The following is a 25,137-nucleotide window of genomic DNA, read 5'->3' as shown; positions in this document are numbered from 1 at the left end:
TCAGGCGGCGCTCGGCCGCATCCGCCGATCATTCATGCGCGGCGGGAAGGGACGCATCTCGGCGCTCCGGCGGGTCAGCGACAAGAGCAGCCCCATGCCGAAGGCGACGGCGATCATCGACGAGCCGCCATAGGAGATGAATGGCAGGGTCATGCCCTTGGCCGGCATCAGGCTGAGATTGACCGCCATGTTGATGACCGACTGGACGCCGAAGAGAACGACGAGGCCCGCCGCGGCGAGCCGCGTGAAGGCGTCGTCCTTGCGGATCGCGTCGGACAGGCCGCGCAGCACCACCAGCATGAAGAGGACGACGAGGCCGACGCAGATGACGATGCCGAACTCCTCGGCCGCGACGGCGAAGATGAAGTCGGTATGAGCGTCCGGCAGGATGCGCTTGACGGTGCCCTCGCCCGGTCCCATTCCCAGCCAGCCACCGCCAAGGATCGCCTGCATGGCGGTATCGACCTGGAAGGTATCGCCGGATTCAGGCGACAGGAAGCGGTCGACGCGCGCCGCGACATGGGGCAGCGCGGTATAGGCGGTCACCATGCCGCCGATCGCCACCGCGAACAGGCCGGCGATCCACAGCCATGGCATCCCGGCCATGAAGAACAGCGCCCCCCAGGCGACGGCGACCAGCATGGTCTGACCGAAATCCGGCTCGGCGATCAGCAGCGCCACCGCGATGATCAGGAGGATCAGGGCGAACAGGTTGCCCGGGATATCGGGCCGGCGGGTGTTCTCGGCAAACAGCCAGGCAACGACGACGACGAAGGCCGGCTTCATGAATTCCGACGGCTGCAGCGACAGCCCGAAGATGTTGATCCAGCGCCGCGAGCCGTTGTTCTCGACGCCGACCAGCAGAACCGCCAGCATCAGGAGCAGCGAGATGACCAGCGCCACCATCGCCACGCGACGGGCCTGGCGCGGGGTCAGGAAGGATGTACCCAGCATCACCAGAAGCGCCGGCACGAAGAAGGCGAGGTGTCGGTTGACGAAATGGAAGCTGTCAAAGCCGAGGCGTTCGGCGACCGCCGGACTGCCCGCCAGCGAGAGCACGACGCCGCCCAGCATCAGCGCGACGAACCCGACGAGAAGGAACCTGTCTACCGTCCACCACCACTCGGCGAAGGGGGATCGATCTGCTCGGCTTACCATCAGGCTGCCTCCTCGCGGTTGCGGACGCCATCGAGCGCCAGCGCTGCCGAACGGAACGCGTCGCCGCGCCGCTCGAAATTCGGGAACTGGTCGTAGGACGCACAGGCCGGCGACAGGAGCACCACCGCCTCGGGCGCTCCATCGAGCGCGGCGTCGCTGGCCGCGGAGGCGATCGCCTCGCTTAGCGTCCCCGACACCTCGAAGGGGACCGTGGCCCCTAGCGTGCCGGCAAAATCGTCCGCCGCCTCGCCAATCAGGTAGGCCTTGGCGATGCGCGGGAAATAGCCGGCGAGGCTCTCGATGCCGCCTTCCTTGGCCCGCCCGCCGGCGATCCAGTAGATGCGGTCGAAACTCGCCAGCGCCTTGGCCGCGGCATCGGCGTTGGTCGCCTTGGAATCGTTGACGAAGATGACGCGGCCGCGCTGCCCGACCTGCTCCATCCGGTGGCGCAGGCCGCGGAAGGTCGCCAGCCCCTGACGGATCTCGTCGTCACTCAGTCCAAACTTCTTCGCCACCGCCACGGCGACCGCCGCGTTCTGGGCGTTGTGGTCGCCGCGCAGCGACGCGACGCCGCCGAGCCTGGCGATCTCGGTCGAGGCGCCATTATCCGCCTCGAAGACCGTGCCGTTGGCGACATAGACACCGTCGGCGAGCGTCCGCCGGGTCGACACCCGCACCACCCGCCGTCCCGATTGCTCCAGCCGGTCGGCGACCGCCTGGGTGATCCCGTCGTCGACGGCGACCACGGCGATGCGGGACGCGGCAACCAGCCGCTCCTTGATCGCCGCGTAAAGGTCGAGCGTTCCGTGGCGGTCGAGATGGTCCGGCGTCACGTTGAGCAGCACGCCGATCGACGGAGCGATGCCCGGCGCGAGGTCGAGCTGGAAGGACGATACCTCGATGACGTGGTAGCGGCCGACGCGCGGCGGATCGAGCATCAGGACCGGTGTGCCGATGTTACCGCCGATCTGGGTGTCGCGGCTGGCGGACTTGAGCAGATGGCCGATCAACGCGGTCGTCGTCGACTTGCCGTTGGTGCCGGTGATTGCGACGAAGGGCGACATCGGCACGCTGCGCTTGCGCTCGCGGCTGAAAATCTCGATGTCGCCGACGATCTCGACGCCGGCCTGTTCCGCCTTCGCCACCGTCCAGTGCGGCACCGGGTGGGTCAGCGGCACGCCGGGCGCCAGGATCAGCGCATCGAAGGCGCTCCAGTCGGCCGTATTCAGGTCGCCGACGGGGATGCCGGAATCCTGCGCGGCCGCGACCGCCTCGGCATTGTCGTCCCAGGCCGACACGACGGCGCCGCCGGCAACCAGCGACGCCGCGGTCGCCCGACCGCTGCCACCGAGGCCGAACAGGGCGACGTTTCTGCCGTTGAAGCTGGTGGCCGGGATCATCGCGCCTACCTGATCTTCAGGGTGGCGAGGCCGATCAGCGCCAGCATCACGGCGATGATCCAGAAGCGGATGACGATCTGCGGCTCGGTCCAGCCAAGGTGTTCGAAGTGGTGATGGATCGGCGCCATCCTGAAGACGCGCTTGCCGGTCAGCTTGTAGGAGCCGACCTGGATGATCACCGACACCGCCTCGAGCACGAACAGGCCGCCGATGATGGCCAGCACGATCTCGTGCTTGGTGGCGACGGCGACCGCGCCGAGCATGCCGCCGAGCGCCAGCGAGCCGGTATCGCCCATGAAGATCGCCGCAGGCGGCGCATTGTACCAGAGGAAGCCGAGGCCGGCGCCGATCACCGTGCCGCAGATGACGGCGAGTTCGCCGGTGCCCTGGGTGAAATGAATCTGCAGGTAGTCGGCGAAGACCGCGTTGCCGGCGAGATAGGCGATGATGCCGAAGCTGGCCGCGGCGATCATCACCGGGACGATGGCGAGGCCGTCGAGGCCGTCGGTCAGGTTGACCGCGTTGCCGGCGCCGACGACGACGAAGGCGGCAACCGGAACGAAGAACCAGCCGAGATTGAGGACGACGTCCTTGAAGAAGGGAAAGGTCAGCTCGGTCGATAGCGGCGCCTGGCCAACCTGCGCGACGAAGAAGCAGGCGATCAGCGCGATGGCGAATTCGATCGACAGCCGCGCCTTGCCGGAAAAGCCCTTGTGGGTCTGGCGGGTGACCTTGAGGTAGTCGTCGTAAAGGCCGATCAGCCCGAAGCCGAGGGTGACGAAGAGGACGATCCAGACATAGGGGCTGGAAAGGTCCGCCCACAGCAGCGTCGAGACGACCAGCCCGGACAGGATCATCAGGCCGCCCATCGTCGGGGTGCCGATCTTGGTGACGAGGTGGTTCTGCGGCCCGTCGGCGCGGATCGGCTGGCCCTTGCCCTGGCGGATGCGCAGCGCCGAGATGATCGCCGGCCCGAGCATGAAAGAGAAGAGCAGCGCGGTGAAGGTCGCGCCGCCGGTGCGGAAGGTGATGTAGCGAAAGACGTTGAGGACCGAGACCTGATCGCCGAACTGGCTCAGATAGTAGAACATCAGGCGATTTCCTGTCCCTGCCGGTCACCGGCGTCCGTCGGCCCGGCTTCGAAGCGCGCCTTCAGGGACTCGACGAGCGGCCCCATCCGGCTGGCATTCGACCCCTTGACCATCACCACGTCGCCGGGCCCGAGCGCCTCGGCGACCAGCGGCTCGAGTTCCGCCGATGTCGCGGCGATGGCGCCGCGACGGGAGTCCGGCAGCGCCTCCCACAAGGCTTCCATCATCGGCCCGGCGAGATAGACCGCCTCGACCCCGGCCTCGACCAGCGGCTCGGCGAGATCGGCATGCATCGCCGCCGCCTCGTCGCCGAGTTCCAGCATCTCGCCAAGGACGGCGATGCGACGGCCGCCCGAGGGCGCCGCCTGGCCGAGCAGCGCGATCGCGGCGCGCATCGAGGCGGGATTGGCGTTGTAGCTCTCGTCGATCAGGGTCGCGCCGCCGCCGCCGAGGTCGAGGATGTGGCGCGATCCGCGTCCCTTCGGCGCGCTGAGGTGGCCGAGCGCCTGCGCCGCCGCGTCGAGGTCGCCGCCCATCAGTTCGACTGCCGCCAGCACGGCGAGGCTGTTCTGGATGACATGACGCCCCGGCGCGCCGATCTCGCAGGTCACTTCGTGACCGAAGATGGTGGCCAGGATGCCGGAGCTCTCCGCCTTGAGGTCCATCGCCTCGAGCCGCGCATTGGCATCCGGGTGCTCGCCAAAGCCGACGATCCGCTCGACACCGGCTTCGCGCGCCAGCGCGGCGAGCAGGTCGAAATGCGGGTTGTCGCGGTTGAGGATCGCCGCGCCGCCCGGTTCGATGCCGAGGAAGATCTCCGCCTTGGCCCGGGCGATGTCCTCGACGCTGTCGAAATATTCGAGATGGACCGGCGCGATGGTGGTGACGATGCCGACATGCGGCCGGACCATGCCGACCAGCGGCGCGATCTCGCCGGCGTGATTCATGCCGATCTCGAAGACGCCGAAATCGGTGGCGAGCGGCATGCGCGCCAGCGACAGCGGCACGCCCCAGTGGTTGTTGAAGGAGGCGGGCGACGCGTGGACCGTGCCGCCGGCCGAAAGGGCCGCGGCGAGCATCGCCTTGGTGCTGGTCTTGCCGACGCTGCCGGTGATCGCCGCGATCTGCGCGCTGCTGCGCGCCCGCGACGCCCGGCCGAGCGCGACCAGTCCTTCGAGCACGTCGTCGACCACCACCAGCGATCCGGTGACATGGCCGAGCGCGGCAAGCTTGGCCTCAGAAATCACCGCCGTGCTGGCCCCGGCGGCCAGCGCGATCGACACGAAGCTGTGGCCGTCGAAGGTGTCGCCACGAATGGCGAAGAACGCATCGCCCGGCGCACCGGTGCGGCTGTCGATCGAGATGCCCGTGACGCCGGCCGGAAACGACCCGACCGGACGACCGTTCATCGCCTCGACCATTTCGTTGAAGGTCCAGAGATAGTCGCTCATGCCGCCTCCTCGGCAGCCAGCACCGAGCGGACGACCTGGTGGTCGGAGAAGGGCAACTCCTCCGCCCCGACGATCTGGCCGGTCTCGTGGCCCTTGCCGGCAACGCACAGCACGTCGCCCGGGCCGAGCATGGCCATCGCTTCGCTGATCGCCTTGCCACGGTCACCGATCTCGATCGCGCCCGGCGCCCCTTCGAGGATCGCCTTGCGGATCGAAGCCGGCGCTTCGCTGCGCGGATTGTCGTCGGTGACGACGACGACATCGGCATGGGCCGACGCCGCCTCGCCCATCAATCGCCGTTTGCCCGGATCCCGGTCGCCACCCGCGCCGAAGACGATGACAAGGCGGCCGGCGGTCATCGGCCGCAGCGCCTGGAGCACCGTGGCGATGGCATCCGGCTTGTGGGCATAGTCGACGAAGACCAGCGCGCCATTGGCCTTGCGGCCGGCAAGTTCGAGCCGTCCGGTCGCGCCTTCCAGCCCGGCCAGCGCGCCGAAGGCGGTCTCCGGCGCGATGCCGGCGCCGATCGCCAGGCCAGCCGCGACCAGCGCGTTCGAGGCCTGGAATGCACCGGCGAGCGGCAGCAGGACATCGTAGGGCTTGCCGAATCCGTCGAAGCGCAGTCGCTGGCGGAAGCCCGAAGCCTCGAGGCCGGTGATGCGGATTTCCGCGCCCTGCCTTCCGATGCGGATGAGCCGCGCGCCACGGGCCTCAGCCGCCGCCAGGGCGTCGACCGCATGGGCGCCGTCCATGTCGACCACCGCCGTGCCGTCGGCCGGCAGGATTGCGGTGAACAGCCGCAGCTTGGCGGCGAGATAATCGGCGACCGTCGGATGGTAGTCCATGTGATCGCGGCCGAGATTGGTGAAGCCGGCGGCGGCGATCCTGATCCCGTCGAGCCGGCGCTGGTCGAGGCCGTGGCTCGACGCCTCCAGCGCGGCATGGGTGACGCCCTCCCCGGCCAGCCGGTCGAGCGCCTCGTGCAAGGCGATCGGGTCGGGCGTGGTCAGGCGTCCGTAGGTGCTCCAGCGGCGACTGGCGATGCCGATCGTGCCGAGACTGGCGGCCTCGTGGCCGGCGGTGGCGAAAATCTCGCGGGCGAAGGTGGCGACGGAGGTCTTGCCGCTGGTGCCGGTCACCGCCACCAGCTTGTCGGGCTGGCGCGGATGCAGCCGCGACGCCATCAGCGCAAGGATGTGACGCGGATCGTCGGCACGCAGGACTGCGACGCCCGGGAGCGACGGGATGTCCGCCCCGGTTCCGGCCAGCACGGCGACGGCGCCGGCGGCGATGGCCATGTCGACAAAGCGCGCGCCATCGGTCGTCGACCCGGGTAGCGCTGCGAACAGGAAGCCGCGGCCAACGGCCCGGCTGTCCGATGCGATCCCCGTGATGTCGATCGCAGCGGTCCCCGTGTCGATCGTCAGGTCGTTGGCGGTAAGGTCCCCGAGAAGCATATCCCGCGCTGGCTTCGGTTTGGCGATTACGTTGACGGCCCCGTCAGTTCGATACCAGGACGACGCCGTCCTGAATCGTCCTCGGCTTGACCCCGAGCAGCGCCGCCGTACGCCGGATGACGGCCTCGACGGTCGGCGCGGCATTCCACCCGGCGGTGGCGCCGCCACCATCTTTCGCCTGTTTCGGTTCGTCAAGCACGACAAGTACGACATATTGTGGATCGTCCATCGGAAAAGCCGCTAGAAAGGAATTGAGGCGCTTGTTGGCCGAATAGCCGCCGGCAACCGCCTTTTCCGCCGTTCCGGTCTTGCCGCCGACGTTATAGCCGGGCACCGCGGCCTTGCGGCCGGAGCCCTTTTCGACGTTGAGGGCGAACAGGTCGCGCATGTGGCGGCTGGTTTCCTCGCTCACCATCCGCACCGCGAGCTTGTCGGCCTCGGCCCGGCTGCGCTTGAGGAAAGTCGGCGGAATCAGCTTGCCGCCGTTGACCAGCGCGGCGTCGGCGATGGCGACCTGGAGCGGCGTTACCGCCAGCCCGTGGCCGAAGGCGATGGTCATCATGGTCAGGTCGGACCACTTCTTCGGCATCATCGGCGCGGCGACCTCGGGCAGGTCCGTCTTGGGAATGTCGAAGAAGCCGAACTTGCGGAGATAGGCCTGCTGCCCCTCCTGGCCGACCTTCATCGCCATGCGCGCCGAACCGATATTCGAGGAATAGATGAAGACTTCCGGGACCGTGAGGACCCGGTGCTTGCCGTGGAAATCGTTGATCGTGAACCGGCCGACGCGGAGCGCGTTGGTGGCATCGATTCGGTCATTCATGGTCACCGCGCCCGAATCGAGCGCCATGGCGAAGGTGAAGCTCTTGAAGATCGACCCGAGCTCGTAGACGCCGGCGGTGATCCGGTTGAGGCGATCCGGCTTGTTGGCGTCGACCGGATTGTTGGGATCGAAGTCCGGTATCGATGCCATCGCCATCACCTCGCCGGTATGGGCGTCGAGGATGATGCCGGAGGCGGCGATGGCGCTGTAGCGCTCCATCGCCTGGGCCAGTTCGTCATGCAGGATGTGCTGGACGCTGATGTCGATCGACAACTGGACGGGATCGAGTTCCTCGCCGCGCGCGAAGCCCGCCGCATGGAGGTCGGCCAGCCACTGGTCGTCGACATATTTCTCGACGCCGGCGATCCCCTGGTTGTCGACATTGACGAGACCGAGGATATGCGCCGCGGTCGGCCCGGCGGTGTAGAAGCGCCGGTTCTCGGTCAGGAAGCCGATGCCGGGGATGCCGAGGGAGTGGATGGCCTGGCGCTGCTTCGGCGTGATCTCCCGCTTGATCCAGGCGAAGCCGGCATTGCCGCTGAGCCGCTTGCGCAGCGCATCGACCTTGAGATCGGGCAGCACGGTGACCAGCAGTTCCGCCGCCTCGTCAGGATCGATGATGTTGCGCGGCTCGCCATAGACCGAGGCGGTCTTGATGTCGGCGGCCAGCACCTCGCCGTTGCGGTCGATGATATCGGGCCGGCCGGTGGCGATCGCGTCGTTGGGGTTGACGCCGTAATTGCCGGGGACCGGTTCCATCATGCCAAGACTGACCAGCCGACCGATGATCGTCAGGAAGGCAAGCGAAAAGACGATCATCGCCAGACGGATGCGCGGCCGCATCGAGTCGCGGGTATCGCGCGACGCCCGCCGCACCACCCTCGGCCTGTGGACGGGCGCGTCGTCGTGGTGTCTACGCGCGACTTCCGACGGCATGCTGGCGAGATCGACGGTGGTCATCGTATGTCTGCCTTATCTCGCCGCCACGGTGGTGGGTTCGGCGGCATCCTCCTCGCGCACGGGAATCTCGTCGAGGGTCGCGACCTGCGACGTGACGAACGGCTCGAGCTGGAAGTGATCCTGGTACTTCTCAATCAGCGACTGGAGACGGCCGGGCTGCGACAGCAGGCTCCATTCAGTCTTGAGAAGCGCGATTTCCTCCCGCTCCGCCGCGATGTTGGCGTGGAGCCGCGCGACCTTCTTCGACGCCTCCTCGGCGGAGTGCTTCAGGTCGTAGGTGACAACCGCCGTCACGATCATCATGCCGAGCAGCACGAGATTGAAGATACGCCTCATGATGGTCTCCCGATGGAAAAGGACGGCAGATCGGGAACGCCGATCGCCGTCTTGTCGAGCGCGCGGGACGGCGCCGCCGTCCGTCGCGCGGCCCTCAGCCGCGCCGAGCGGGCGCGGGGATTGGAATCGACCTCGGCTTCGCCCGGCGACACCGTGCCCCGGGTCAGAAGAGTGAAGGTCGGGGGCTCAAGCTGCGCCTCCGGCATGTGACGCGAGCCGCCGGCGCGCTCCGCCGAACGGTCGGCCAGGAAACGCTTGACGATCCGGTCCTCGAGCGAATGGAAGGCGACGACGACGAGGCGCCCGCCTTCGGCCAGCACCCGCTCGGACGCCGCCAGCGCATCGGCCAGTTCGTCGAGCTCGCGATTGACGAAGATGCGCAGCGCCTGGAAGGTCCGGGTCGCCGGGTGGATCTCGCCGAATTTCTGTCGCCCGATGGCGCGCGAGACGATCTCGGCAAGCTCGCCGGTCGTCGTGATGGCGCGATCGGCGCGGGCGCGCATGATCGCCGCGACCACCAGACGCGCCTTGCGCTCCTCGCCGAGCACCGCGATCACCCGGGCAAGGTCGCGCGGCTCCATGGTGTTGACGACATCGCTGGCCGTCGGTCCGTCGCCGCCCATTCGCATGTCGAGCGGACCGTCCTGGCGGAAGGAGAAGCCGCGCTCCGCCCGGTCGAGCTGCATCGACGAGACGCCGACATCGAGGACGACGCCATCGACCTTTTCATGGCCTTGATCGGCAGCCAGTTGATCGAGATCGGAGAAGCGGCCTTCGACCAGGGTGAGCCGCCCGTCCGATGCCGCGACCATCGATTGGCCGGCCTCAAGGGCGGTCGGATCACGGTCGATGGCGATCACCGACGCGCCGGTATCGAGGATGCGACCGGTATAGCCACCGGCCCCGAAGGTGCCATCGATGAAGGTTTCGCCCGCCATCGGGGCAAGATGCTCGATGACCTCCTCGATCAGGACCGGGACATGCGGGGCCGCTCCGCCGGTGACGCCATGATCGTCGCTGCCGCGCGCCGCGATCATTCCGCCGCTCCCGCTGCCAGCCGTGGACCGGAGCCCAGAGTCTTGCGCAGGTCGCGCAGGCGGTTCTTGGCTTCCTCGCGATAGGCGGTGAACCGCTCCGGCTCCCAGATCTGGAACTTGTAGCCCTGGCCGACAAAGGTGACCTTGTCGTCGATCCCGGCATGGGCCCGGATCGTATCGGTCAGCACCACCCGCCCCTCGCGATCGTATTTGAGGATCTCGCTCTCGCCGATCAGCGTCGTCGACAGATATTCGTGGTCCTCCGAAAAGGGCTCGAAATTGGCGAGGCTGGCCCGGATGATGTCGCGAAAGTGGTTGCCGCCCGCGTCCATCGCCTGCCGGTCGAGCGTCGGACAGCAATAGAGCCCCTCGAAGCCGTCGACCGTCAGCACCGCCCGAAAGGGCGCGGGGATCGAGACCCTGCCCTTTGCGTCCAGCCGGTTCGTGAAGGTCGAAACGAACTCGTCCATGCCCCTCGCCTGCGCCATCGCGCAGCGCCGCCCGCTGCGCGATCCCGTCCGAGAGCCGGCCGATCACCGGATGCCGCCAAACCGGCCGTCCAAACGCGAACTGCAACTCGGCGTTGGCGCAACGCGATGGTGGCAACGCTCCGACCCTCTCGTGGGATAACATGGGATACCATGGGACAGACTGGGAGGCAACGGAGTCCGGGCCTGATCAGCTGCTTCTCTCGAAGAATATTCATCGACTGTTAGTCTTAAGGAATCATTGAATCAGAGGTCGCCGCGGCAGGGAATCCCTTGCGAGTCGCGGATCGTCGCCCCACCGATCGTCGCCGAGCGTGGCTCGGGACGGGACACCGCCAGCTGTGCGCCGGCTCGCCCGAAACGGGTGAGGCCGCCGCCCTTGTCGGACGACGGCCTCCCAATCATGCCAGTTGGCCTGTAAGCCGGGTTCTGTACGGCGACGTTTCCGCCGCGTGACGACCATTCATCTTGGGCGCCCGTTGCCGGACGCCTCACGCAACCTACCCGGACGACTGGCCCGGAAACGGGCCTGAGGCGAACCTCGCGTCGTCCCTATTCGGTTTTGCTCCCGGTGGGGTTTACCATGCCGGTCCCGTCGCCGGTCCCGCGGTGGGCTCTTACCCCACCCTTTCACCCTTACCCGGCTGGCCGAAGCCGGCCGGGCGGTTTGCTTTCTGTGGCACTTTCCCTGGGGTCGCCCCCCGCCGGGCGTTACCCGGCACCGTGTTTCCATGGAGCCCGGACTTTCCTCTCCCGCGGCGTTTCCACCGGTGCGGGAGCGGCCGTCCAGCCAACTGACGGCGCTGAGATAGGCGCGCGGGCCGATGCGGGTCAAGCCCCGGCAGGAACCGCGCCAGGCAGGGCGGCGATCAGCCGGTCGAGCGTCGCCAACGTCGCGGCGTCGGCGACGCCGTCGAAGCACGCTGGGCGGAAATGACGCTGGAAGGCAACGACCACCGCCTCGGTCTCCGGCCCGAATTCCGAGTCTTCGTCAAGGCCGTAGCCGTATTGCCTGAATCGATGCTGGAGGTCGGCGACTGCGTCGCCCCGGTCCCCCCGCCGGAATGCCGCCCCGGCGGCGACCGGCGCCGGCGGCACCCAATGACCGATGCCTGCCGCGTGCAATCGCTGCCACGGAAACAGCTCGCCGGGATCCTCCTTGCGGGCCGGCGCCACGTCGGAATGGGCGAGCACCCGCGCCGGCGCGATCGGGTGACGGGAAAGGATGCCGGTGCTGAGCGCGATCAGCGCGGCGATCTGCGGATCGGCGAAGGCGCGATAGCCGTGTTCATGGCCCGGATGGGCAAGCTCGATGCCGATCGAGCGCGAATTGATGTCGGTGTCGCCGGCCCAGCTCCCCCGGCCGGCATGCCAGGCCCGCCGGCTCTCGTCGACGAGCTGGACGACCCGGCCATCCTCGAAGATGAAATAGTGGCTGGAAACCTGCGAGGCCGGGTTGCACAGCCATGACAGCGCACCGACATCGGTCTCCATCCCCGTATAGTGGAGCAACAGGATATCGACCGGCGTTCCGCGCGGACGCGGACCATGGTTCGGCGATGGGTGCTGTTCGATCGTGTCGGGCGCTAGCATTGTCGCATTTCCGATTCGCTTGTCCGGGATAGCCGAAGGGACGCCGTGACACCACCAGCCGCAGGCCAGCGATGAACGCCGGGGACGCCGGCCTCGCCTTCGCCTGGGGGCTTGCCTCGGGCAGCGGCCTGCTGATCGGCGCCGTGATCGGCCTCTATGCCAACCTGCCGCGGCGGGCGGTCGCGCTGGTGATGGGCTTCGGCAGCGGCATCCTCATCTCGGTCATCGCCTTCGACCTGATGGACGAGGCCTTCGGCCATGCCGGGCTGCTGCCGGTGGTTGGTGGTTTCCTCGGCGGGGCCGCGTTGTTCACCGTCGTCTCGATCGCCCTCGCCCGCGCCGGCGCCCGCCATCGCAAGCGCTCGACTCGCGGCCGGGACGGGGCCAACGCCCGGGCGATCGCCATCGGTTCGATCATGGACAACATCCCGGAATCGATCGTCATCGGCCTCAGCCTGATCGACGGCGAGGGCGTGGCGATCGCCACCTTTGTCGCAGTCTTCCTGTCCAATGTTCCCGAGGCGCTGTCGTCGAGCGCTGGCATGAAGGCGGCCGGCCGCAAGGTGTCGGCGGTGTTCCGGCTGTGGGCCGTGACGATGGTGCTGAGCGGCATCCTGGCGCTGGTCGGCTACCTCGTCTTTGCCGGCCTGTCGTCCACGGCGACGGCACTCATGCAGGCGGCCGGCGCCGGTGCGCTGCTGGCGATGATCGCCGACACGATGATCCCGGAGGCCTTCGAGGAGACACATGACGCCGCCGGCCTCGTCGCGGCTATCGGCTTCCTCGTCGGCTTCGCGCTGTCGCACGGCCTCGCCTGATCAGCCGCCAAAGGACTTACTCAGTCCAAGTGGGTCGTCTCGTCCCCCATTAACATCGAGAAGGTCTCTGCCGGCCGCTCCGGCATCGCGTCAAACACTAGGAGTTCCGGCAAACGGGTCAACGTCACCGTCGTTCCCACCTGATCGATGAATGAATCGAAGTGTGTAAAATTCTGCTCCTCGAGATCAAAGACCGGCTCGGCATATTGCTCCATTTTCGCCTTGAAGCCGTCAACCGTGCCGTAGAATGCGACATGCTCGACCAACCGCCGAAAGAGCTTGGGCATGATCGGATCGTCGTCGGTGATCGCCTTGAGTGACGCGACATCGACACCGCTGTTGGTCGCATCGGACGCATACAGACCACGACCGCTGGCCCTCGCGTCGGTCGCCGCACTCGCCATCGCGTCACGAAGATCGTGGAACAATCCCTCATAGAAAGTCGGATAGGCCAAGCCACGCTCCAACGCGTGATAGTTGAAAGATTGCCTCAGACGCGGCACCTCAAGCCTGACCGACGAGCCATCGGGTTCAGGGGGCGAACCCGCGAAAACGAAAGCGATCGGCCGACCGTATTTTTCGACGGCGCGCGCGAGAATATAGCCCTCGACGGGGCCATCTGCGGCTAGGGCGACGTTCCGGCCATCGGCCCAGACGACCCCTGTGATGCCGAGAAAATCCAGCAGGGCATCCCTTGCCTCGTTCGCCAGAGCCAGGGGCTGGCTGTAGGATCCGCCGCCGCTCGGCGGAGAGTAATGAGTTTCGAGGGCATCGATCGCCTCGATCCGCAACTGGGCGTGTCCGCGTCCGTTGAGCCGCGCCGGAGGTCCACTCAGACTATCGAGGAGGTGAGGATTGTCGGGCCCGAACCGAATGGAATCCCCATCCGGCGAATAACCGACAACATGAAATGAGCCCCCGATTAACGTGAACGGCATGGTACCCTCCCGCCTTTATCGCGCAAAGGTTGACATTGTCGTTTGTCACAATCAACAAAAACTGATCAACCGCGCTCCAGGCTGATCTGGTCGAAGGCGCGGTTGATGGCGGCCATCCGGTCATGCGCCAGGGCGGCTGCCGCCGGCGGCAGGCCGCGACCGTGCAGGACGTCGGGATGGTTCTCGCTGGCCAGCGACCGGTAGCGCGTCCGGATCTCGGCGAGCGTCATCGACCGCTCGACGCCGAGGATGCGGTAAGGGTCGCCGCCCTCGGGAACCAGATGACGGGCGGCGATCCTGTCGAAAGCCGCGTCGTCGATGCCGAAGATCTGCGCGACGCGCTCGAGATAGACCAGTTCGGCCTCGTGAATCAGGCCGTCGGCGCCGGCGATGGCGAACAGCGCATCGACCACGTCCTCAAGCGCCTGGCGTTCATCGCCGAACAGGCGGACGATCCGGTTGGCGTAGGACTCGAAGCCCGCGACATCGCCCTTGGCGAGGTCGAAGAGCCGGGCGACATGCCGCTCCTCCGTCGGCGGGATGACAAAGAATCGGCGGAAGGCGGCGACCTCGTCCGAGGTGACGACTCCGTCGGCCTTGGCCATCTTGGCCGACAGCGCGATCAGCGAAACCGAGAAGGCGACCTGCCGGCGGGTTTCGGTGTCGCCGATGCTGGCAAAGACGCTGCCGACCCAGTCGAACAGCGCGCCGACCGCCCCTGCCCCGCCTTCGGCGACCTCGCCGATCCAGGTCCACATGCTCATCGCGGCGCTCTCGCCACTTCCAATGCGTGGTTGGCACGCGCCCTTGCCGACGCTGCCGTGCGGTCAACCCGCGCCGCTCCGGTCAGGGCTTGGTGACCGCGAGGTTGTCGAAGCCGAAGCCAGCGACGCCGGTCGGCGGCGAGGCGGCGAAGATGCCGATCTGCTGGCCGTTTTCGGGGGGCGAACCCTCCAGTTCCTCGAACTTCTGGCCGTTGACGTAGAAGGTCGCCTTGCTGCCGATGGTCGTCACCTGCAACTCGTTGATCGCACCGTCGCCCTGGTTGGCGCTTTCCGCGTCGCGCCACTCGACCTGGGCGAGCCACTTGCCGCGCTGCCGGCGCCAGACCGAGGCCTTGCCGTTCGGCGCCAGTTCAAAAACGTAGAAATTGTTGGCGTCGCCGTACCAGAAGACCAGGCCGGCCTTCGACTCGAGCGGATCGACCTCGGCGAGGGTGGTCATGGTGACGCACATGTCGATGTCGTCGTACAGATTGGCGGAATTCGCTGACCAGTAGTATGTATCGGCCGGCGGCTGGACCTCGAGCTGGCTGTTAACGACCTTGAACGATTCGGTTTCGGTACCCCAGGTTGGCTGTAGCCTGTCGAAGCTGTCCTGATAGAGAATGGTGCTCCCCTGGCAGGCGGCGAATGCCATACTGTCTGCGCCGATCCAGGCAAAAAGAGCGACAATGATAGACCCAAATTTCATTTCTTACTCCACCAGACAAAAGCGCCGGTTGCGGCGGAAGTTAGCGTTTGGAGCCTGTAAAACCTAGGCCCCTGCCCGCCTCACCGGGCGCTCGCTCCCCTCATCGCATATTCAGCCGACGTCCTGGAACGGGAACTGCCATCTCAATGCAAACGACTTCAACCGGAAAATGGGATTTCTGGATCGACCGCGGCGGCACCTTCACCGATGTCATCGGCCGTGATCCGCAGGGACGCCTGACCTCCACGAAGCTGTTGTCGGAATATCGTTCGGAATTCCGCGATTCCGCCGTCACCGGCATCCGCCGGCTGATGGGACTCACCAATGGCGCCTCGATCAGGCCGGAGACCATCGCCTCCGTCAAGATGGGAACCACCGTCGCCACCAACGCCCTGCTCGAACGCAAGGGTGACCGGGTCCTGCTGCTGATCACCGGCGGCTTCCGCGATGCGCTGGAAATCGGCTACCAGGCTCGCAGCGACATCTTCGCCCGGAAGATCGTCAAGCCGGAACTGCTCTATGAGCGCGTCCGGGAGATCAACGAGCGAGTCCGCGCCGACGGCACCGTCGAGAAGACACCCGATACCGGCGAGATTCGCCGCCACCTCGAATCGGCATGGCAGGACGGCATCCGCTCCGTCGCCATTGTCTTCATGCATGCCTGGGCCTGGCCCGACCACGAGCGCCAGGTCGCCAGCCTGGCGCGGCGGATGGGCTTCCCGCAGGTTTCGGCCAGCCACGAGGTGTCGCCGCTGATCAAGCTGGTCGGCCGCGGCGATACCACCGTGGTCGACGCCTATCTCTCGCCGCTGCTGCGCCGCTACGTCCTCAAGGTCGCGCATGAACTGAGCAGTCCCGCCACCACCCGCACCGTCACCGACCCGGTTCCCGATCGCGACGAGGAAGTGCCGCGGCTGATGTTCATGCAGTCGTCCGGCGGACTGACCGACGCCAGCCTGTTCCAGGGCAAGGACGCGATCCTCTCCGGACCGGCCGGCGGCGTGGTCGCGGCGGTAGAGACGGCGCGCCTTGCCGGCTTCGGCAAGGTGATCGGCTTCGACATGGGCGGCACCTCGACCGACGTTTCGCATTTCGACGGCGACTATGAGCGGACCTTCGAGACCGAGGTCGCCGGCGTGCGCATGCGCGCGCCGATGATGCGGATCAACACCGTCGCCGCCGGCGGCGGCTCGATCCTCAAATTCGAGCAGGGCCGCTACCAGGTCGGCCCGCAATCGGCCGGCGCGATGCCCGGCCCGGCCTGCTACCGGCGCGGCGGCCCGCTGGCGGTCACCGACGCCAACCTGATGGTCGGCAAGCTGCTGCCCGAACACTTCCCTCACATCTTCGGGGAGAAGCAGGACCAGCCGCTCGACGCCGCCGTCGTCGCCGAGCATTTCGCCGCACTGGCCGCTGAGGCCGGCACCGGCCAGCCTGCCGAGGAGGTCGCCGACGGCTTCCTGCGCATCGCGGTCGAGAACATGGCCAACGCCATCAAGACCATTTCGGTGCAGCGCGGCCATGACGTCACCGACTATGTGCTGAACTGCTTTGGCGGCGCCGGCGGCCAGCATGCCTGCATGGTGGCCGATACGCTGGGCATCCGCACGGTCCTGATCCACCCCTATTCCGGCGTGCTGTCGGCCTATGGCATGGGCCTCGCCGACATCCGCGCCACCCGCAACCGCGCCGTGATGAAGCCGCTCGACGCGACGGCTGAACTCGACCCGGTCGCCGGGGATCTGGAAGCGGAAGCGGTCGGCGAACTGCGCGAACAGGGAGTCGAGGCCGCGACCATCACCATCGTCGCCCGCGCCCATATCCGCTACGACGGAACCGACACAACCCTGCCGATCACCGTGCTCGAACGCCCGTTCGGCGATGCGGCCGTTCCCTTGCTGACCGCTTCCGCGATCGCGGAAGCCTTCGGCATGGCCCACCGCGCGCAATACGGCTTCGCCTTCGACGACAAGCCGCTGATCGTCGAGTCGCTGGAGGTCGAGGCGATCGGCGGCGGCGCCGATATCGACGAGACGCCGGAGCCGTTATCCTCCGAGCCGCCGGAGGCCGCCGGACGGACGCGCTTCTATTCGCATGGCGCCTGGCACGATGCCGACATCCTGCTGCGCGCCAACCTGAAGCGCGGCAACGCGGTCCCCGGCCCCGCGCTTGTCATCGAGCCGCACCAGACCATCGTCGTCGAGCCCGGCTGGCAGGCCGAGGTCACGGCCCGCGACCACATCGTCATGACCCGCGTCGTCCCGCTGCCGAAGCGCCAGGCGATCGGCACCGATGCCGACCCGGTGATGCTGGAGGTCTTCAACAACCTGTTCATGTCGATCGCCGAGCAGATGGGCGTGACACTGCAGAACACCGCCTATTCGGTGAACATCAAGGAGCGCCTCGACTTCTCCTGCGCCGTCTTCGACGGCGACGGCCGGCTGGTCGCCAACGCCCCGCACATGCCGGTCCATCTCGGCTCGATGGACCGCTCGGTCGAGACGATCATCCGCCAGAACGAAGGCGACATTCACCCCGGCGACGTCTTCGCGCTCAACGCACCCTATAACGGCGGCACCCACCTGCCCGACATCACCGTCTGCACCCCGGTCTTCGAATCCGCTGCACAAGGCGCAATCGGGAAGCAGGAAGAGGCGAGGAGTGCCGAAGGCACGACAGGGAAGCAACAAGACCCGAGGAGCGCCGAAGGCGCGACCGGGAAACAAGAAGACCCGAAGAGCGCCGAAGGCGCGACCGGGAAGCAAAAAAAGATCCTCTTCTGGGTCGCCGCGCGTGGCCATCATGCCGATGTCGGCGGGTCGGCCCCCGGCTCGATGACGCCGCTGGCGACCACCGTCGAAGAGGAAGGCGTGCTGATCGACAACTTCCGGCTGGTCGATCGCGGCCGCTTCCGCGAGGCGGAGCTGGTCGACCTCCTCACCAGTCACCGGTGGCCCTGCCGCAACGTCACCCAGAACGTCGCCGACCTGAAGGCGCAGATCGCCGCCAACGAACGCGGCGTCCACGAGCTCGGCCGCATCGTCGACCACTACGGTCTCGACGTCGTCCAGGCCTATATGGGCCACGTCCAGGACAACGCCGCCGAGAGTGTGCGCCGGGTCATCGACGCGCTGCGCGACTCCGAATTCGCGGTCGAGACCGACCAGGGCGCGACGATCCGGGTCAAGATCACCGTCGACCGTGACAAGCGCGAGGCGACTGTCGATTTCACCGGCACCAGCGCCGAACAGAAGACCAACTTCAACGCGCCGGAACCGGTGACCCGCGCTGCCGTGCTCTACTGTTTCCGCGTCATGGTCGACGACAAGATCCCGATGAATGCCGGGTGTCTCAGGCCGCTGCGCATTGTCATCCCCGAAGGCTCGATGCTGTCGCCGCGTTATCCCGCCGCCGTCGTCGCCGGCAATGTCGAGACCAGCCAGCAGGTGACCAACTGCCTGTTCGGCGCGCTGAAGGCGATGGCCGCGGCGCAGGGAACGATGAACAACCTCACCTTCGGCAACGACCGCGTCCAGTATTACGAGACGATCTGCTCGGGCGCCCCCGCCGGCCCCGGCTTCGATGGCGCCGACGCGGTCCATACCCACATGACCAATTCCCGGCTGACCGACCCGGAGATCCTGGAATTCCGCTTCCCGGTACTGCTTGAGGATTTCCACATCCGCGCCGGTACCGGCGGCCGGGGCAAGTGGTCGGCCGGCGACGGCACCCGTCGAACGCTTCGTTTCCTCGAGGAGATGGACTGCGCGATCCTGTCCTCGCATCGCAAGGTCAGGCCGCACGGCCTGGAGGGCGGCCAGCCCGGCGCGCTTGGCGAGACCCGCGTCCGCCGCGCCGACGGATCGGTCGACGTGCTCGAGGGCTGCGCCCAGACGCGCATGGCGCCGGGCGACGCGATCACCGTGACGACACCGACTGGCGGCGGCTACGGGAAATCGTAGCCGGCGATCTGTCCGCCTTCCGTCCGCGTTACTCGATGGATCCGACCGCCAGGTCGTCGATGGAGTCGGGCAGGAGTTGCTCGATTGTCTGCTCCGTCCCCTCCTTCTGCGGGAAGAACGGCGACGAGTCGTAGGTCGGCAACTGGCTGCTGATCGTCACCTGGTCCGGCGACTTGCTGATCGAACCGGTATAGGCGGCCGACAGGCCATAGCGCGGCTGGCCTGGGATCGCGGCATATTTGGCGCCGATGAAGGGTCGCCGGGCCGGCGGCGTCATCGGCGGCGACGGCTTGCAATAGGTCGCCGTGCCGTCTTTGCCGTGCCGGGCGAGATCGACGTGGAAATGATCGGCGTGGTAGGCGGCGCCGGGACCGAGCACCGTCTTGAAGGTCTTGCAGGCGCTTGAGAAGATTTCCCTCAGGAATGCCCGCTCGTCGGCGCTGCCATTCCAGTCGGTCTTGACCGAGATGTATCGCCCGTTGGCCAGCTTGAAGCCGGCGATATCCAGGGCATTGCCGAAGGCGTGCTCGGAGAGTTCGGCGCCTTTCTTGCTGTTGCGGGTGCGGCAGCTATACGCGGAAATCTGCCGGATCTCGACGATCGGCATGCCGAAATTGACGAAGGCCGCCGGCTGGACCGAGTAACGCATCCAGATCTCCAGCGCCGTCATGATCGGGCAACCGAGGGTGGCGTCCGGCCCGATGCCGATCGTCCCGTCCTCCAGCGCCTTGACCTTGAGCGGATACTCAATGCCGCAGGCGCCCTTGTCGTTGATCGATTTGACCTGGGCGACGAAATAGGACTGCGGCTTGCGCACCATGCATGCGCGCTCGGCCTGCTCGCGCCAGGAGTTCTGACGATCGGGGCCGAGGAAGTTCAAGGCGCATCCGCTGACAAGTATGCACAGACCAGCGGTCACCGTCAGATACGCAACACGACGGAGCATGGGGCGACCATGCCGCCGCCATCGTTAAGGAAGAGTCAAAAACCGGGGCCAGCGAACCGGATCGCACAGCTGAAACAGGCGGTTCCGCCGATTGCCTCAGACAACCACGACGCCCTGGTGCTTGGCCTTGTCCTCGGGCTCGACATGGATGGTGATCATCGCGTCGGGAACCTCGGTCTTCAGCGCCTTTTCGATCCGGTCGCAGATCGCGTGGGACTCAGACACCGCCATCGTCCCCGGCACGACGAGGTGGAAGTCGACGAACATCGCCCGCCCGGCGTTGCGGGTGCGCACGTCATGGGCCTCGATGGCCCCCTCCGCGTTGGCCGAGATGATGCTGCGGATCTCGTCCAGCATCTGCGCCGGCACCGCCTCGTCCATCAACCCGCCAAGCGACTCGCGGATCAGCCGCCATCCCGACCACAGGATGTTGACCGCGACCAGTGCGGCGAGCAGCGGGTCGAGCCAGGGAATGCCGGTGGCCACCGCCAGGATCAGGCCGGCGAGGACCCCGATTGAGGTGAACACGTCTGTGAGCAGGTGACGGCCGTCGGCGACCAGCGCCGGCGACCGGCGCTTGCGCCCCTCGGTGATCAGGAACCAGCACCAGGCGCCGTTGATCGCCGAGGCGAGCGCATTGACCAGCAGGCCCTCGACCGGGGCTTCCAGCATGCGGGGATCGAGGAAGGAGAAATACGCCTCGCGCAGGATCGACAGCGCGGCGATGATGATCAGCACGCCCTCGAGGACGACCGAAAGATACTCGGCCTTGTGGTGGCCATAGGGGTGGTTGGCGTCGGCCGGGCGGGCGCTGTAGGCGATCGCCGCGAGGGCGGCGACAGAGCCGGCGACATTGACGATGCTTTCCAGCGCATCCGAATAGAGCGCGACGCTGCCGGTGATCAGCCAGGCAATCATCTTCAGCCCGAGCACGGCGATACCGACGCCGACGCTGATCGCCGCGATGCGCCCCGTACTCTGCATGCGAAGGTCGGCGTGACCCTTCACCGGTCAGTCCGCCATGGTCTCGACGGAGGCGAAGCTTTCCGCCGGCCCGCCGGCCTCGAACGGGGTCGTCACCTCGACGAAGGTATCGGGATAGAAGCCGTTGAACCGGGTCCTCAGCGCCAGCGAATAGGCGCCGATATGGCCGATCTCGATCCAGTCGCCGGTATTGACCGTCTCCGGCAGGAAGAACGGCCGCGAAAGGATATCGACGGAATCGCAGGTCGCGCCGCAGACCTTGAACGGCACGACATTGGCGGGATCGCCGGTGCGCTTGCGCCGCGCCGGATCGGGCAGCAGTCGCGCCGGCAGCGTGATCTTGCCGGTCCAGGAATCCGACAACGACGCCCAGATGCCGTCGTTGATGTAGAGCCGCTTGCCCTTCTTCAGCAGCACCCGGACGATCAGCGAGAAGCTCCGCGCCGCGATCACCCGGCCGGGCTCGGCAACCATCGGCACGTCGTCGAAGCCCCACTCGGAAGCCTCGCGAACAACCTCGGCCACCAGTTCGCCGGTATCGGGATGCGGAGGCGCCTTGCGCCGCGGGTCGTGGCCATAGGGCGCGGGGAAGCCGCCACCGATGTCGAGCAGCTCGATCGGCACGCCCGAGCGCGAGCGGACCCAGGCGGCCGAGGCCAGCGCCCGCTCATAGGTGTCGGTATCCTCGACCTGGCTGCCGACATGGAAGCAGAGGCCGACGCGAAAGCCGATGCCGGCGATTCGCTGGACGAGCTCCGCCGCATGGCCGGGAGCCGCGCCGAACTTCTTCGACAGCTCGTAGGCCGCGTGGCCGCGCGAGGCGAGCCGCACCAGCAGCGTGATCTCCTCCGGGTCGAGGTCGAGGCCGCGCACGGTGCGCAGGATCTTCGCCACCTCGTCCTCGTGGTCGACGGCGAGAATGCGGATTCGATAGGTCTCGAGCGCCAGGCGGATGTCGGACTGGGCCTTGACCGGGTGGGTGTAGAACAGCTCGGCATCCGGCGCGACGGCGCGGGCGGCGGCGAATTCCGCCGGCGAGGCGACGTCGAAGCAGTCGATCCCGGCCTTCGCCAACTCGCGCAGCACCATGTCCTCGCCGTTGGTCTTGACCGCATAGGCGGTCTTGCCGGGAAAGGCGGACTTGAAGGTCAGCGCGTCGGCCCGCAGCACCTGGGGCCGAAAGCAGTAGACCGGCATGTCCGGCCGCAACGCATGGGCTGCGTCACGGGCGGTCTTGAATTGTTCCATCGGGGACCTGTTGGTGCGATCGCGCGGGCCGGATCACGCTACCAGCCATCGCAGTGCAGCGAAAGGCGACCGGCGCGCGGCCGGCGTCAAATCCACGCTGTTGATTTTAGACAACACTTTCGGAAATCCTCGACTGAACAGCCAATCGCCGGTTGAGATTTGCCCGGCGCGAAAATTATAGTGCCCGACATCGTTCTCGCCTCGTTGGCAACAGGTGGCTCCTGATTCATGGGCACGATGCTTCGGCTCACCGCCGCGACCCTGGTCGCGACCGCACTCTTCTCCCAATCCGCGGCGGCGGATTTCGAGCTCGGCTTCTACGGCGGCTGGAACGGCAGCTTCGACAGCGACGCCCAGTTCCGCCGCGGCGACACCAACTTCACGATGCACAGCGTTCCCTGGGAAGGCCTGTCCTTCGACTTCCAGGGGGGCGCGCCCTACTACGGCGCGCGGGCGACCTACTGGCCCGACGCGGCGCCCGACTGGGGCATCATGCTCGACTATACCCACGCCAAGGTACGCGCCGAAGGCTCGGCAAAGGTCAAGACGAGCGGCAAGTACATGGGCGCCCCCGCCCCCAACAAGATGCGGGTGTCCGATGCGTTCAACCGGTTCGAGTTCACCGACGGCCTCAACATGATGACGCTGAACGCGGTGCGCAAACTGCCCCCGCTGGGCGCCGCGCGCCCCTATGTCGGCGCGGGCATCGGCCTTGCCCAGCCCCATGTCGAGGTGACCGGCCCGGGCTTCCCGAAGACCTTCGAATATCAGGTGACCGGCGTCGCCGCCCAGGTGCTGGCGGGCATCAGCGTCCCGGTCGGCGAGAGGGTCTCCCTGTTCGGCGAATACAAGCTCAGCTACGCCGGGGTCGACGCTGATCTCGCCAAGGGCGGGCGCCTGTCGACCAGCGTCTGGACCAACCACCTCCTGGTCGGCGCATCGCTGCGGTTTGGCGGCGGCTCCTAGACAACGCCGGCCGCACTTTTTCCACAGCCATTCTTCCATTATTATCAACGACTTAGAGGCGAAACACCGGTATCGACCGACGCTGCTTTTGCACTGCACAACACAAAATGCTTGCCGATCGGAAATCCACGGTTACACTTTAGTCATAATTCGGAACCGGAGGAGCAAACCATGATGAGCCTTGCCCGTCCGCTCCATATGGCGATGGTGTGTGCCGCGTTCCTTTTTGTTGCTGCAGTAGTTATCGGCGCCCTGTAAGGGGCCACAAGATTTTTGTAGATTGAGTTGTTCGGTTCGGCCGGGCCCGCGGGAGCGAGGTGCCCGGCTTTTTTGTGCCCGATCCCCGGCCAGCCCTGCCCCGAGCCCCCGACTTCCCTGGCCGCTAGCGGTAGAAGCTCGGCATGAACATGATCAGCACGGCGAGGATTTCCAGCCGCCCCATGATCATCGCCAGGCACATGACGATCTTGGCGCCATCGGGAAGGCTTGAGAAATTGCCGGTCGGCCCGACGACCTCGCCGATGCCGGGGCCGATATTACCGATCGCCGAGGCGGCGATCGAGAGGCTGGTCTCGCCGCCCATGCCGAAGGCCGCCATCACCACCGCGATGACGGCAAAGGCGACGAAATAGATGAACACGAAGACCCCGACCGAGGCGGCCTGCTCGTCCTGAATCACCCGGCGCCCGTAGCGGATCGGCGCCACGGCATTCGGGTAGATCGACCGCTGGATGTGCTGGCGGATGACCGCATAGATCACCTTGAAGCGAAAGATCTTGATCGCCCCGGCCGTCGATCCGGTGCAGCCGCCGACGAAGCTGAGGGCGAAGAACCATACCGAGGCGAAGGTCCCCCACAGGACATAGTCGCTCGATGTGAAGCCGGTCGTCGTGGCGATCGAGACGACGTTGAACGCCGCCTTGGTCATCGCCGTATTCCCCGGGAACCCGACCGCGAGGAAGAGCCAGAGGGCGAAGACCGCGACGAGGATGACGAGCAGCGCCAGGTAGGTGGTGACCTGGGTGTCGAACCGGTCCTGCAGCGAGCCGGCCCGCAGCATCCGCAGGAGCGACAGGAAGGGCAGCGCCCCGAGCACCATGAACAGGATCGCCGCCCATTCGAGCGCCGGGCTGTCGAAATAGCCGAAGGACGCGTCATGGGTCGAGAAGCCGGCGGTGCAGATCGTCGTCATCGCGTGGTTGAGCGCGTCGAACGGCGTCATCCCGAGCATCCAGTAGACGACGAAACAGGCGGCGGTCAGCGTCACGTAAATCTCGACGATCGCCGTGGCGATGCTGCGCATCCGCGGCAGCGACTTCTCCGAGCGCTCGGTGAATTCCAGCCGGAAGAGCTGCATCCCGCCGATCTTGAGGAAAGGCAGGATGACGATGGCGAAGCCGATGATGCCGATGCCGCCGATCCACTGGGTGGTCGAGCGCCACAGCAGCACCGAGCGCGCCACGCCGTCGAGCCCGACCATCACCGTCGCGCCGGTTGTGGTGATGCCCGACACCATCTCGAAATAGGCGTCGACGACCGGCAGGCTGACCGGTTCGGCGATCAGCGGCAGCGCGGCGAAGGCCGGAACGACGATCCAGGCGACGACCGTCAGCAGCGTCGCGTCGCGGAACCTGAGTTCGAAGGTGCGCCCCCGCGTGGTCAGGACGCAGCCGCCGGCGACCAGCGCCGTGATCACCGCCGAAACGGCGAATTCCTCGGCATGCCCGTCCTGCGTCGCCAGGGCGAAGAGCGCCATCACCCCCTCGCCGGCCGCGATCGCAAACAGGATCCAGCCCAAGGTCAGAATCGCCGGCCAGATTTGAGGCAGCAAATGCGGACTCCGTCGCGACGGCGGCTCGTCTTCGGGAAGACCCCGCGCCTGTCTCCTCCCGCCGATACCATATGCGGCGAAGCGAACCGCCGCGAATCCCGCGACGGCTGAACTGGAGAGGTCCCTTTAGCCCAGATCGGTGCGATCGGCTATCCGCAACGGCAATCGCCGGCGAAT

The 25,137-nt window shown here is 66.8% G+C and carries 20 protein-coding genes and 1 other RNA gene; 3 read left to right on the top strand and 18 right to left on the bottom strand.

Features of this window, described 5'->3' with window-relative positions; all coding sequences use genetic code 11:
- The 11 genes from ftsW to BLT60_RS14655 form a co-directional block, all read right to left on the bottom strand.
- Positions 1–1,158 carry a putative lipid II flippase FtsW gene (gene ftsW, locus BLT60_RS14705; protein ID WP_090877308.1) on the bottom strand — a complete coding sequence of 386 codons (1,158 nt, stop codon included), beginning with the start codon at positions 1,156–1,158 and terminating at the stop codon, positions 1–3.
- On the bottom strand, positions 1,158–2,558 hold the full coding sequence (gene murD, locus BLT60_RS14700; protein WP_090877306.1) for a UDP-N-acetylmuramoyl-L-alanine--D-glutamate ligase: 1,401 nt from the start codon (positions 2,556–2,558) through the stop codon (positions 1,158–1,160). Before murD ends, ftsW begins: the two co-directional genes overlap by 1 nt.
- Positions 2,559–2,563: 5 nt before the next feature.
- On the bottom strand, positions 2,564–3,649 hold the full coding sequence (gene mraY / locus BLT60_RS14695; RefSeq protein WP_090877303.1) for a phospho-N-acetylmuramoyl-pentapeptide-transferase: 1,086 nt from the start codon (positions 3,647–3,649) through the stop codon (positions 2,564–2,566).
- On the bottom strand, positions 3,649–5,100 hold the full coding sequence (locus tag BLT60_RS14690) for a UDP-N-acetylmuramoylalanyl-D-glutamyl-2,6-diaminopimelate--D-alanyl-D-alanine ligase (RefSeq protein ID WP_090877301.1): 1,452 nt from the start codon (positions 5,098–5,100) through the stop codon (positions 3,649–3,651). The genes mraY and BLT60_RS14690 overlap by 1 nt, the downstream gene beginning before the upstream one ends.
- Entirely contained in the window at positions 5,097–6,557 is a 1,461-nt protein-coding gene (locus BLT60_RS14685) for a UDP-N-acetylmuramoyl-L-alanyl-D-glutamate--2,6-diaminopimelate ligase (protein WP_090877299.1), read from the bottom strand. The genes BLT60_RS14690 and BLT60_RS14685 overlap by 4 nt, the downstream gene beginning before the upstream one ends.
- Positions 6,558–6,600: 43 nt before the next feature.
- Positions 6,601–8,340: a peptidoglycan D,D-transpeptidase FtsI family protein gene (locus BLT60_RS14680; protein WP_090877297.1), complete on the bottom strand. Its 1,740-nt coding sequence runs from the start codon at positions 8,338–8,340 to the stop codon at positions 6,601–6,603.
- Between the two features lie 12 nt (positions 8,341–8,352).
- Complete coding sequence (gene ftsL / locus BLT60_RS14675; RefSeq protein ID WP_090877295.1) at positions 8,353–8,676, bottom strand: cell division protein FtsL; 324 nt, start codon at positions 8,674–8,676, stop codon at positions 8,353–8,355.
- Complete coding sequence (gene rsmH, locus BLT60_RS14670) at positions 8,673–9,713, bottom strand: 16S rRNA (cytosine(1402)-N(4))-methyltransferase RsmH (protein ID WP_090877293.1); 1,041 nt, start codon at positions 9,711–9,713, stop codon at positions 8,673–8,675. The genes ftsL and rsmH overlap by 4 nt, the downstream gene beginning before the upstream one ends.
- Complete coding sequence (gene mraZ / locus BLT60_RS14665; RefSeq protein ID WP_090877795.1) at positions 9,710–10,183, bottom strand: division/cell wall cluster transcriptional repressor MraZ; 474 nt, start codon at positions 10,181–10,183, stop codon at positions 9,710–9,712. The genes rsmH and mraZ overlap by 4 nt, the downstream gene beginning before the upstream one ends.
- A gap of 420 nt (positions 10,184–10,603) precedes the next feature.
- An RNA gene (rnpB, locus tag BLT60_RS14660) (RNase P RNA component class A) lies at positions 10,604–10,999 on the bottom strand.
- 33 nt (positions 11,000–11,032) lie between these two features.
- Complete coding sequence (locus BLT60_RS14655; protein WP_090877292.1) at positions 11,033–11,794, bottom strand: peptidoglycan recognition protein family protein; 762 nt, start codon at positions 11,792–11,794, stop codon at positions 11,033–11,035.
- A gap of 71 nt (positions 11,795–11,865) precedes the next feature.
- On the opposite strand from BLT60_RS14655, the gene BLT60_RS14650 reads away from it, so the two are divergent.
- Positions 11,866–12,612, top strand: coding sequence for a ZIP family metal transporter (locus BLT60_RS14650; RefSeq protein ID WP_090877290.1), 747 nt, complete (start codon positions 11,866–11,868; stop codon positions 12,610–12,612).
- 20 nt (positions 12,613–12,632) lie between these two features.
- On the opposite strand, the gene BLT60_RS14645 is transcribed toward BLT60_RS14650, so the two are convergent.
- From BLT60_RS14645 to BLT60_RS14635, 3 genes are all read right to left on the bottom strand, one after another.
- Positions 12,633–13,550 (bottom strand): thermonuclease family protein, encoded by a 918-nt coding sequence (locus tag BLT60_RS14645; protein WP_090877288.1) that lies wholly within the window; start codon positions 13,548–13,550, stop codon positions 12,633–12,635.
- Between the two features lie 65 nt (positions 13,551–13,615).
- The gene (locus tag BLT60_RS14640) at positions 13,616–14,314 is read right to left on the bottom strand and encodes a molecular chaperone DjiA (protein WP_090877286.1); all 699 of its coding nucleotides are present in this window, start codon (positions 14,312–14,314) and stop codon (positions 13,616–13,618) included.
- An 82-nt stretch (positions 14,315–14,396) separates the two neighbouring features.
- A complete protein-coding gene (locus BLT60_RS14635) occupies positions 14,397–15,023 on the bottom strand; it encodes a hypothetical protein (RefSeq protein ID WP_139167849.1) in 627 nt (208 codons plus the stop codon).
- Between the two features lie 146 nt (positions 15,024–15,169).
- On the opposite strand from BLT60_RS14635, the gene BLT60_RS14630 reads away from it, so the two are divergent.
- Positions 15,170–18,985 (top strand): hydantoinase B/oxoprolinase family protein, encoded by a 3,816-nt coding sequence (locus BLT60_RS14630; RefSeq protein WP_090877282.1) that lies wholly within the window; start codon positions 15,170–15,172, stop codon positions 18,983–18,985.
- Positions 18,986–19,013: 28 nt separating this feature from the next.
- On the opposite strand, the gene BLT60_RS14625 is transcribed toward BLT60_RS14630, so the two are convergent.
- The 3 genes from BLT60_RS14625 to BLT60_RS14615 all read right to left on the bottom strand — a co-directional run bounded on the left by BLT60_RS14625 (position 19,014) and on the right by BLT60_RS14615 (position 22,163).
- Positions 19,014–19,865 (bottom strand): extensin-like domain-containing protein, encoded by an 852-nt coding sequence (locus BLT60_RS14625; RefSeq protein ID WP_175478455.1) that lies wholly within the window; start codon positions 19,863–19,865, stop codon positions 19,014–19,016.
- 162 nt (positions 19,866–20,027) lie between these two features.
- Positions 20,028–20,915 carry a cation diffusion facilitator family transporter gene (locus BLT60_RS14620; protein WP_090877793.1) on the bottom strand — a complete coding sequence of 296 codons (888 nt, stop codon included), beginning with the start codon at positions 20,913–20,915 and terminating at the stop codon, positions 20,028–20,030.
- Positions 20,916–20,942: 27 nt separating this feature from the next.
- Positions 20,943–22,163: an alanine racemase gene (locus BLT60_RS14615; protein ID WP_090877278.1), complete on the bottom strand. Its 1,221-nt coding sequence runs from the start codon at positions 22,161–22,163 to the stop codon at positions 20,943–20,945.
- A 228-nt stretch (positions 22,164–22,391) separates the two neighbouring features.
- Between BLT60_RS14615 and BLT60_RS14610 the strand changes: the two genes are divergently transcribed.
- Positions 22,392–23,129, top strand: coding sequence for an outer membrane protein (locus BLT60_RS14610; RefSeq protein ID WP_090877276.1), 738 nt, complete (start codon positions 22,392–22,394; stop codon positions 23,127–23,129).
- Positions 23,130–23,511: 382 nt separating this feature from the next.
- Here the strand turns inward: BLT60_RS14610 and BLT60_RS14605 are convergent, their stop codons facing one another.
- On the bottom strand, positions 23,512–24,927 hold the full coding sequence (locus BLT60_RS14605; RefSeq protein ID WP_139167848.1) for a TrkH family potassium uptake protein: 1,416 nt from the start codon (positions 24,925–24,927) through the stop codon (positions 23,512–23,514).
- Between the last annotated feature and the right edge of the window lie 210 nt (positions 24,928–25,137).

It is taken from the genome of Bauldia litoralis, assembly GCF_900104485.1.
GTDB lineage: Bacteria > Pseudomonadota > Alphaproteobacteria > Rhizobiales > Kaistiaceae > Bauldia > Bauldia litoralis.
Note: the sequence above shows the minus strand (reverse complement) of the source record. Positions and strands in the feature narration are given on the sequence as shown.

Bases quoted from the DNA above. Each gene is read 5' to 3' on its own strand.
- BLT60_RS14655 (WP_090877292.1), bottom strand. From the start codon at position 11,794: ATGCTAGCGCCCGACACGATCGAACAGCACCCATCGCCGAACCATGGT.
- BLT60_RS14620 (WP_090877793.1), bottom strand. From the start codon at position 20,915: ATGCAGAGTACGGGGCGCATCGCGGCGATCAGCGTCGGCGTCGGTATC.
- BLT60_RS14680 (WP_090877297.1), bottom strand. From the start codon at position 8,340: ATGACCACCGTCGATCTCGCCAGCATGCCGTCGGAAGTCGCGCGTAGA.
- BLT60_RS14690 (WP_090877301.1), bottom strand. From the start codon at position 5,100: ATGAGCGACTATCTCTGGACCTTCAACGAAATGGTCGAGGCGATGAAC.
- BLT60_RS14615 (WP_090877278.1), bottom strand. From the start codon at position 22,163: ATGGAACAATTCAAGACCGCCCGTGACGCAGCCCATGCGTTGCGGCCG.
- ftsL (WP_090877295.1), bottom strand. From the start codon at position 8,676: ATGAGGCGTATCTTCAATCTCGTGCTGCTCGGCATGATGATCGTGACG.
- rsmH (WP_090877293.1), bottom strand. From the start codon at position 9,713: ATGATCGCGGCGCGCGGCAGCGACGATCATGGCGTCACCGGCGGAGCG.
- ftsW (WP_090877308.1), bottom strand. From the start codon at position 1,158: ATGGTAAGCCGAGCAGATCGATCCCCCTTCGCCGAGTGGTGGTGGACG.
- BLT60_RS14610 (WP_090877276.1), top strand. From the start codon at position 22,392: ATGGGCACGATGCTTCGGCTCACCGCCGCGACCCTGGTCGCGACCGCA.
- mraY (WP_090877303.1), bottom strand. From the start codon at position 3,649: ATGTTCTACTATCTGAGCCAGTTCGGCGATCAGGTCTCGGTCCTCAAC.
- BLT60_RS14650 (WP_090877290.1), top strand. From the start codon at position 11,866: ATGAACGCCGGGGACGCCGGCCTCGCCTTCGCCTGGGGGCTTGCCTCG.
- BLT60_RS14640 (WP_090877286.1), bottom strand. From the start codon at position 14,314: ATGAGCATGTGGACCTGGATCGGCGAGGTCGCCGAAGGCGGGGCAGGG.
- BLT60_RS14645 (WP_090877288.1), bottom strand. From the start codon at position 13,550: ATGCCGTTCACGTTAATCGGGGGCTCATTTCATGTTGTCGGTTATTCG.
- BLT60_RS14635 (WP_139167849.1), bottom strand. From the start codon at position 15,023: ATGAAATTTGGGTCTATCATTGTCGCTCTTTTTGCCTGGATCGGCGCA.
- BLT60_RS14630 (WP_090877282.1), top strand. From the start codon at position 15,170: ATGCAAACGACTTCAACCGGAAAATGGGATTTCTGGATCGACCGCGGC.
- BLT60_RS14685 (WP_090877299.1), bottom strand. From the start codon at position 6,557: ATGCTTCTCGGGGACCTTACCGCCAACGACCTGACGATCGACACGGGG.
- murD (WP_090877306.1), bottom strand. From the start codon at position 2,558: ATGATCCCGGCCACCAGCTTCAACGGCAGAAACGTCGCCCTGTTCGGC.
- mraZ (WP_090877795.1), bottom strand. From the start codon at position 10,183: ATGGACGAGTTCGTTTCGACCTTCACGAACCGGCTGGACGCAAAGGGC.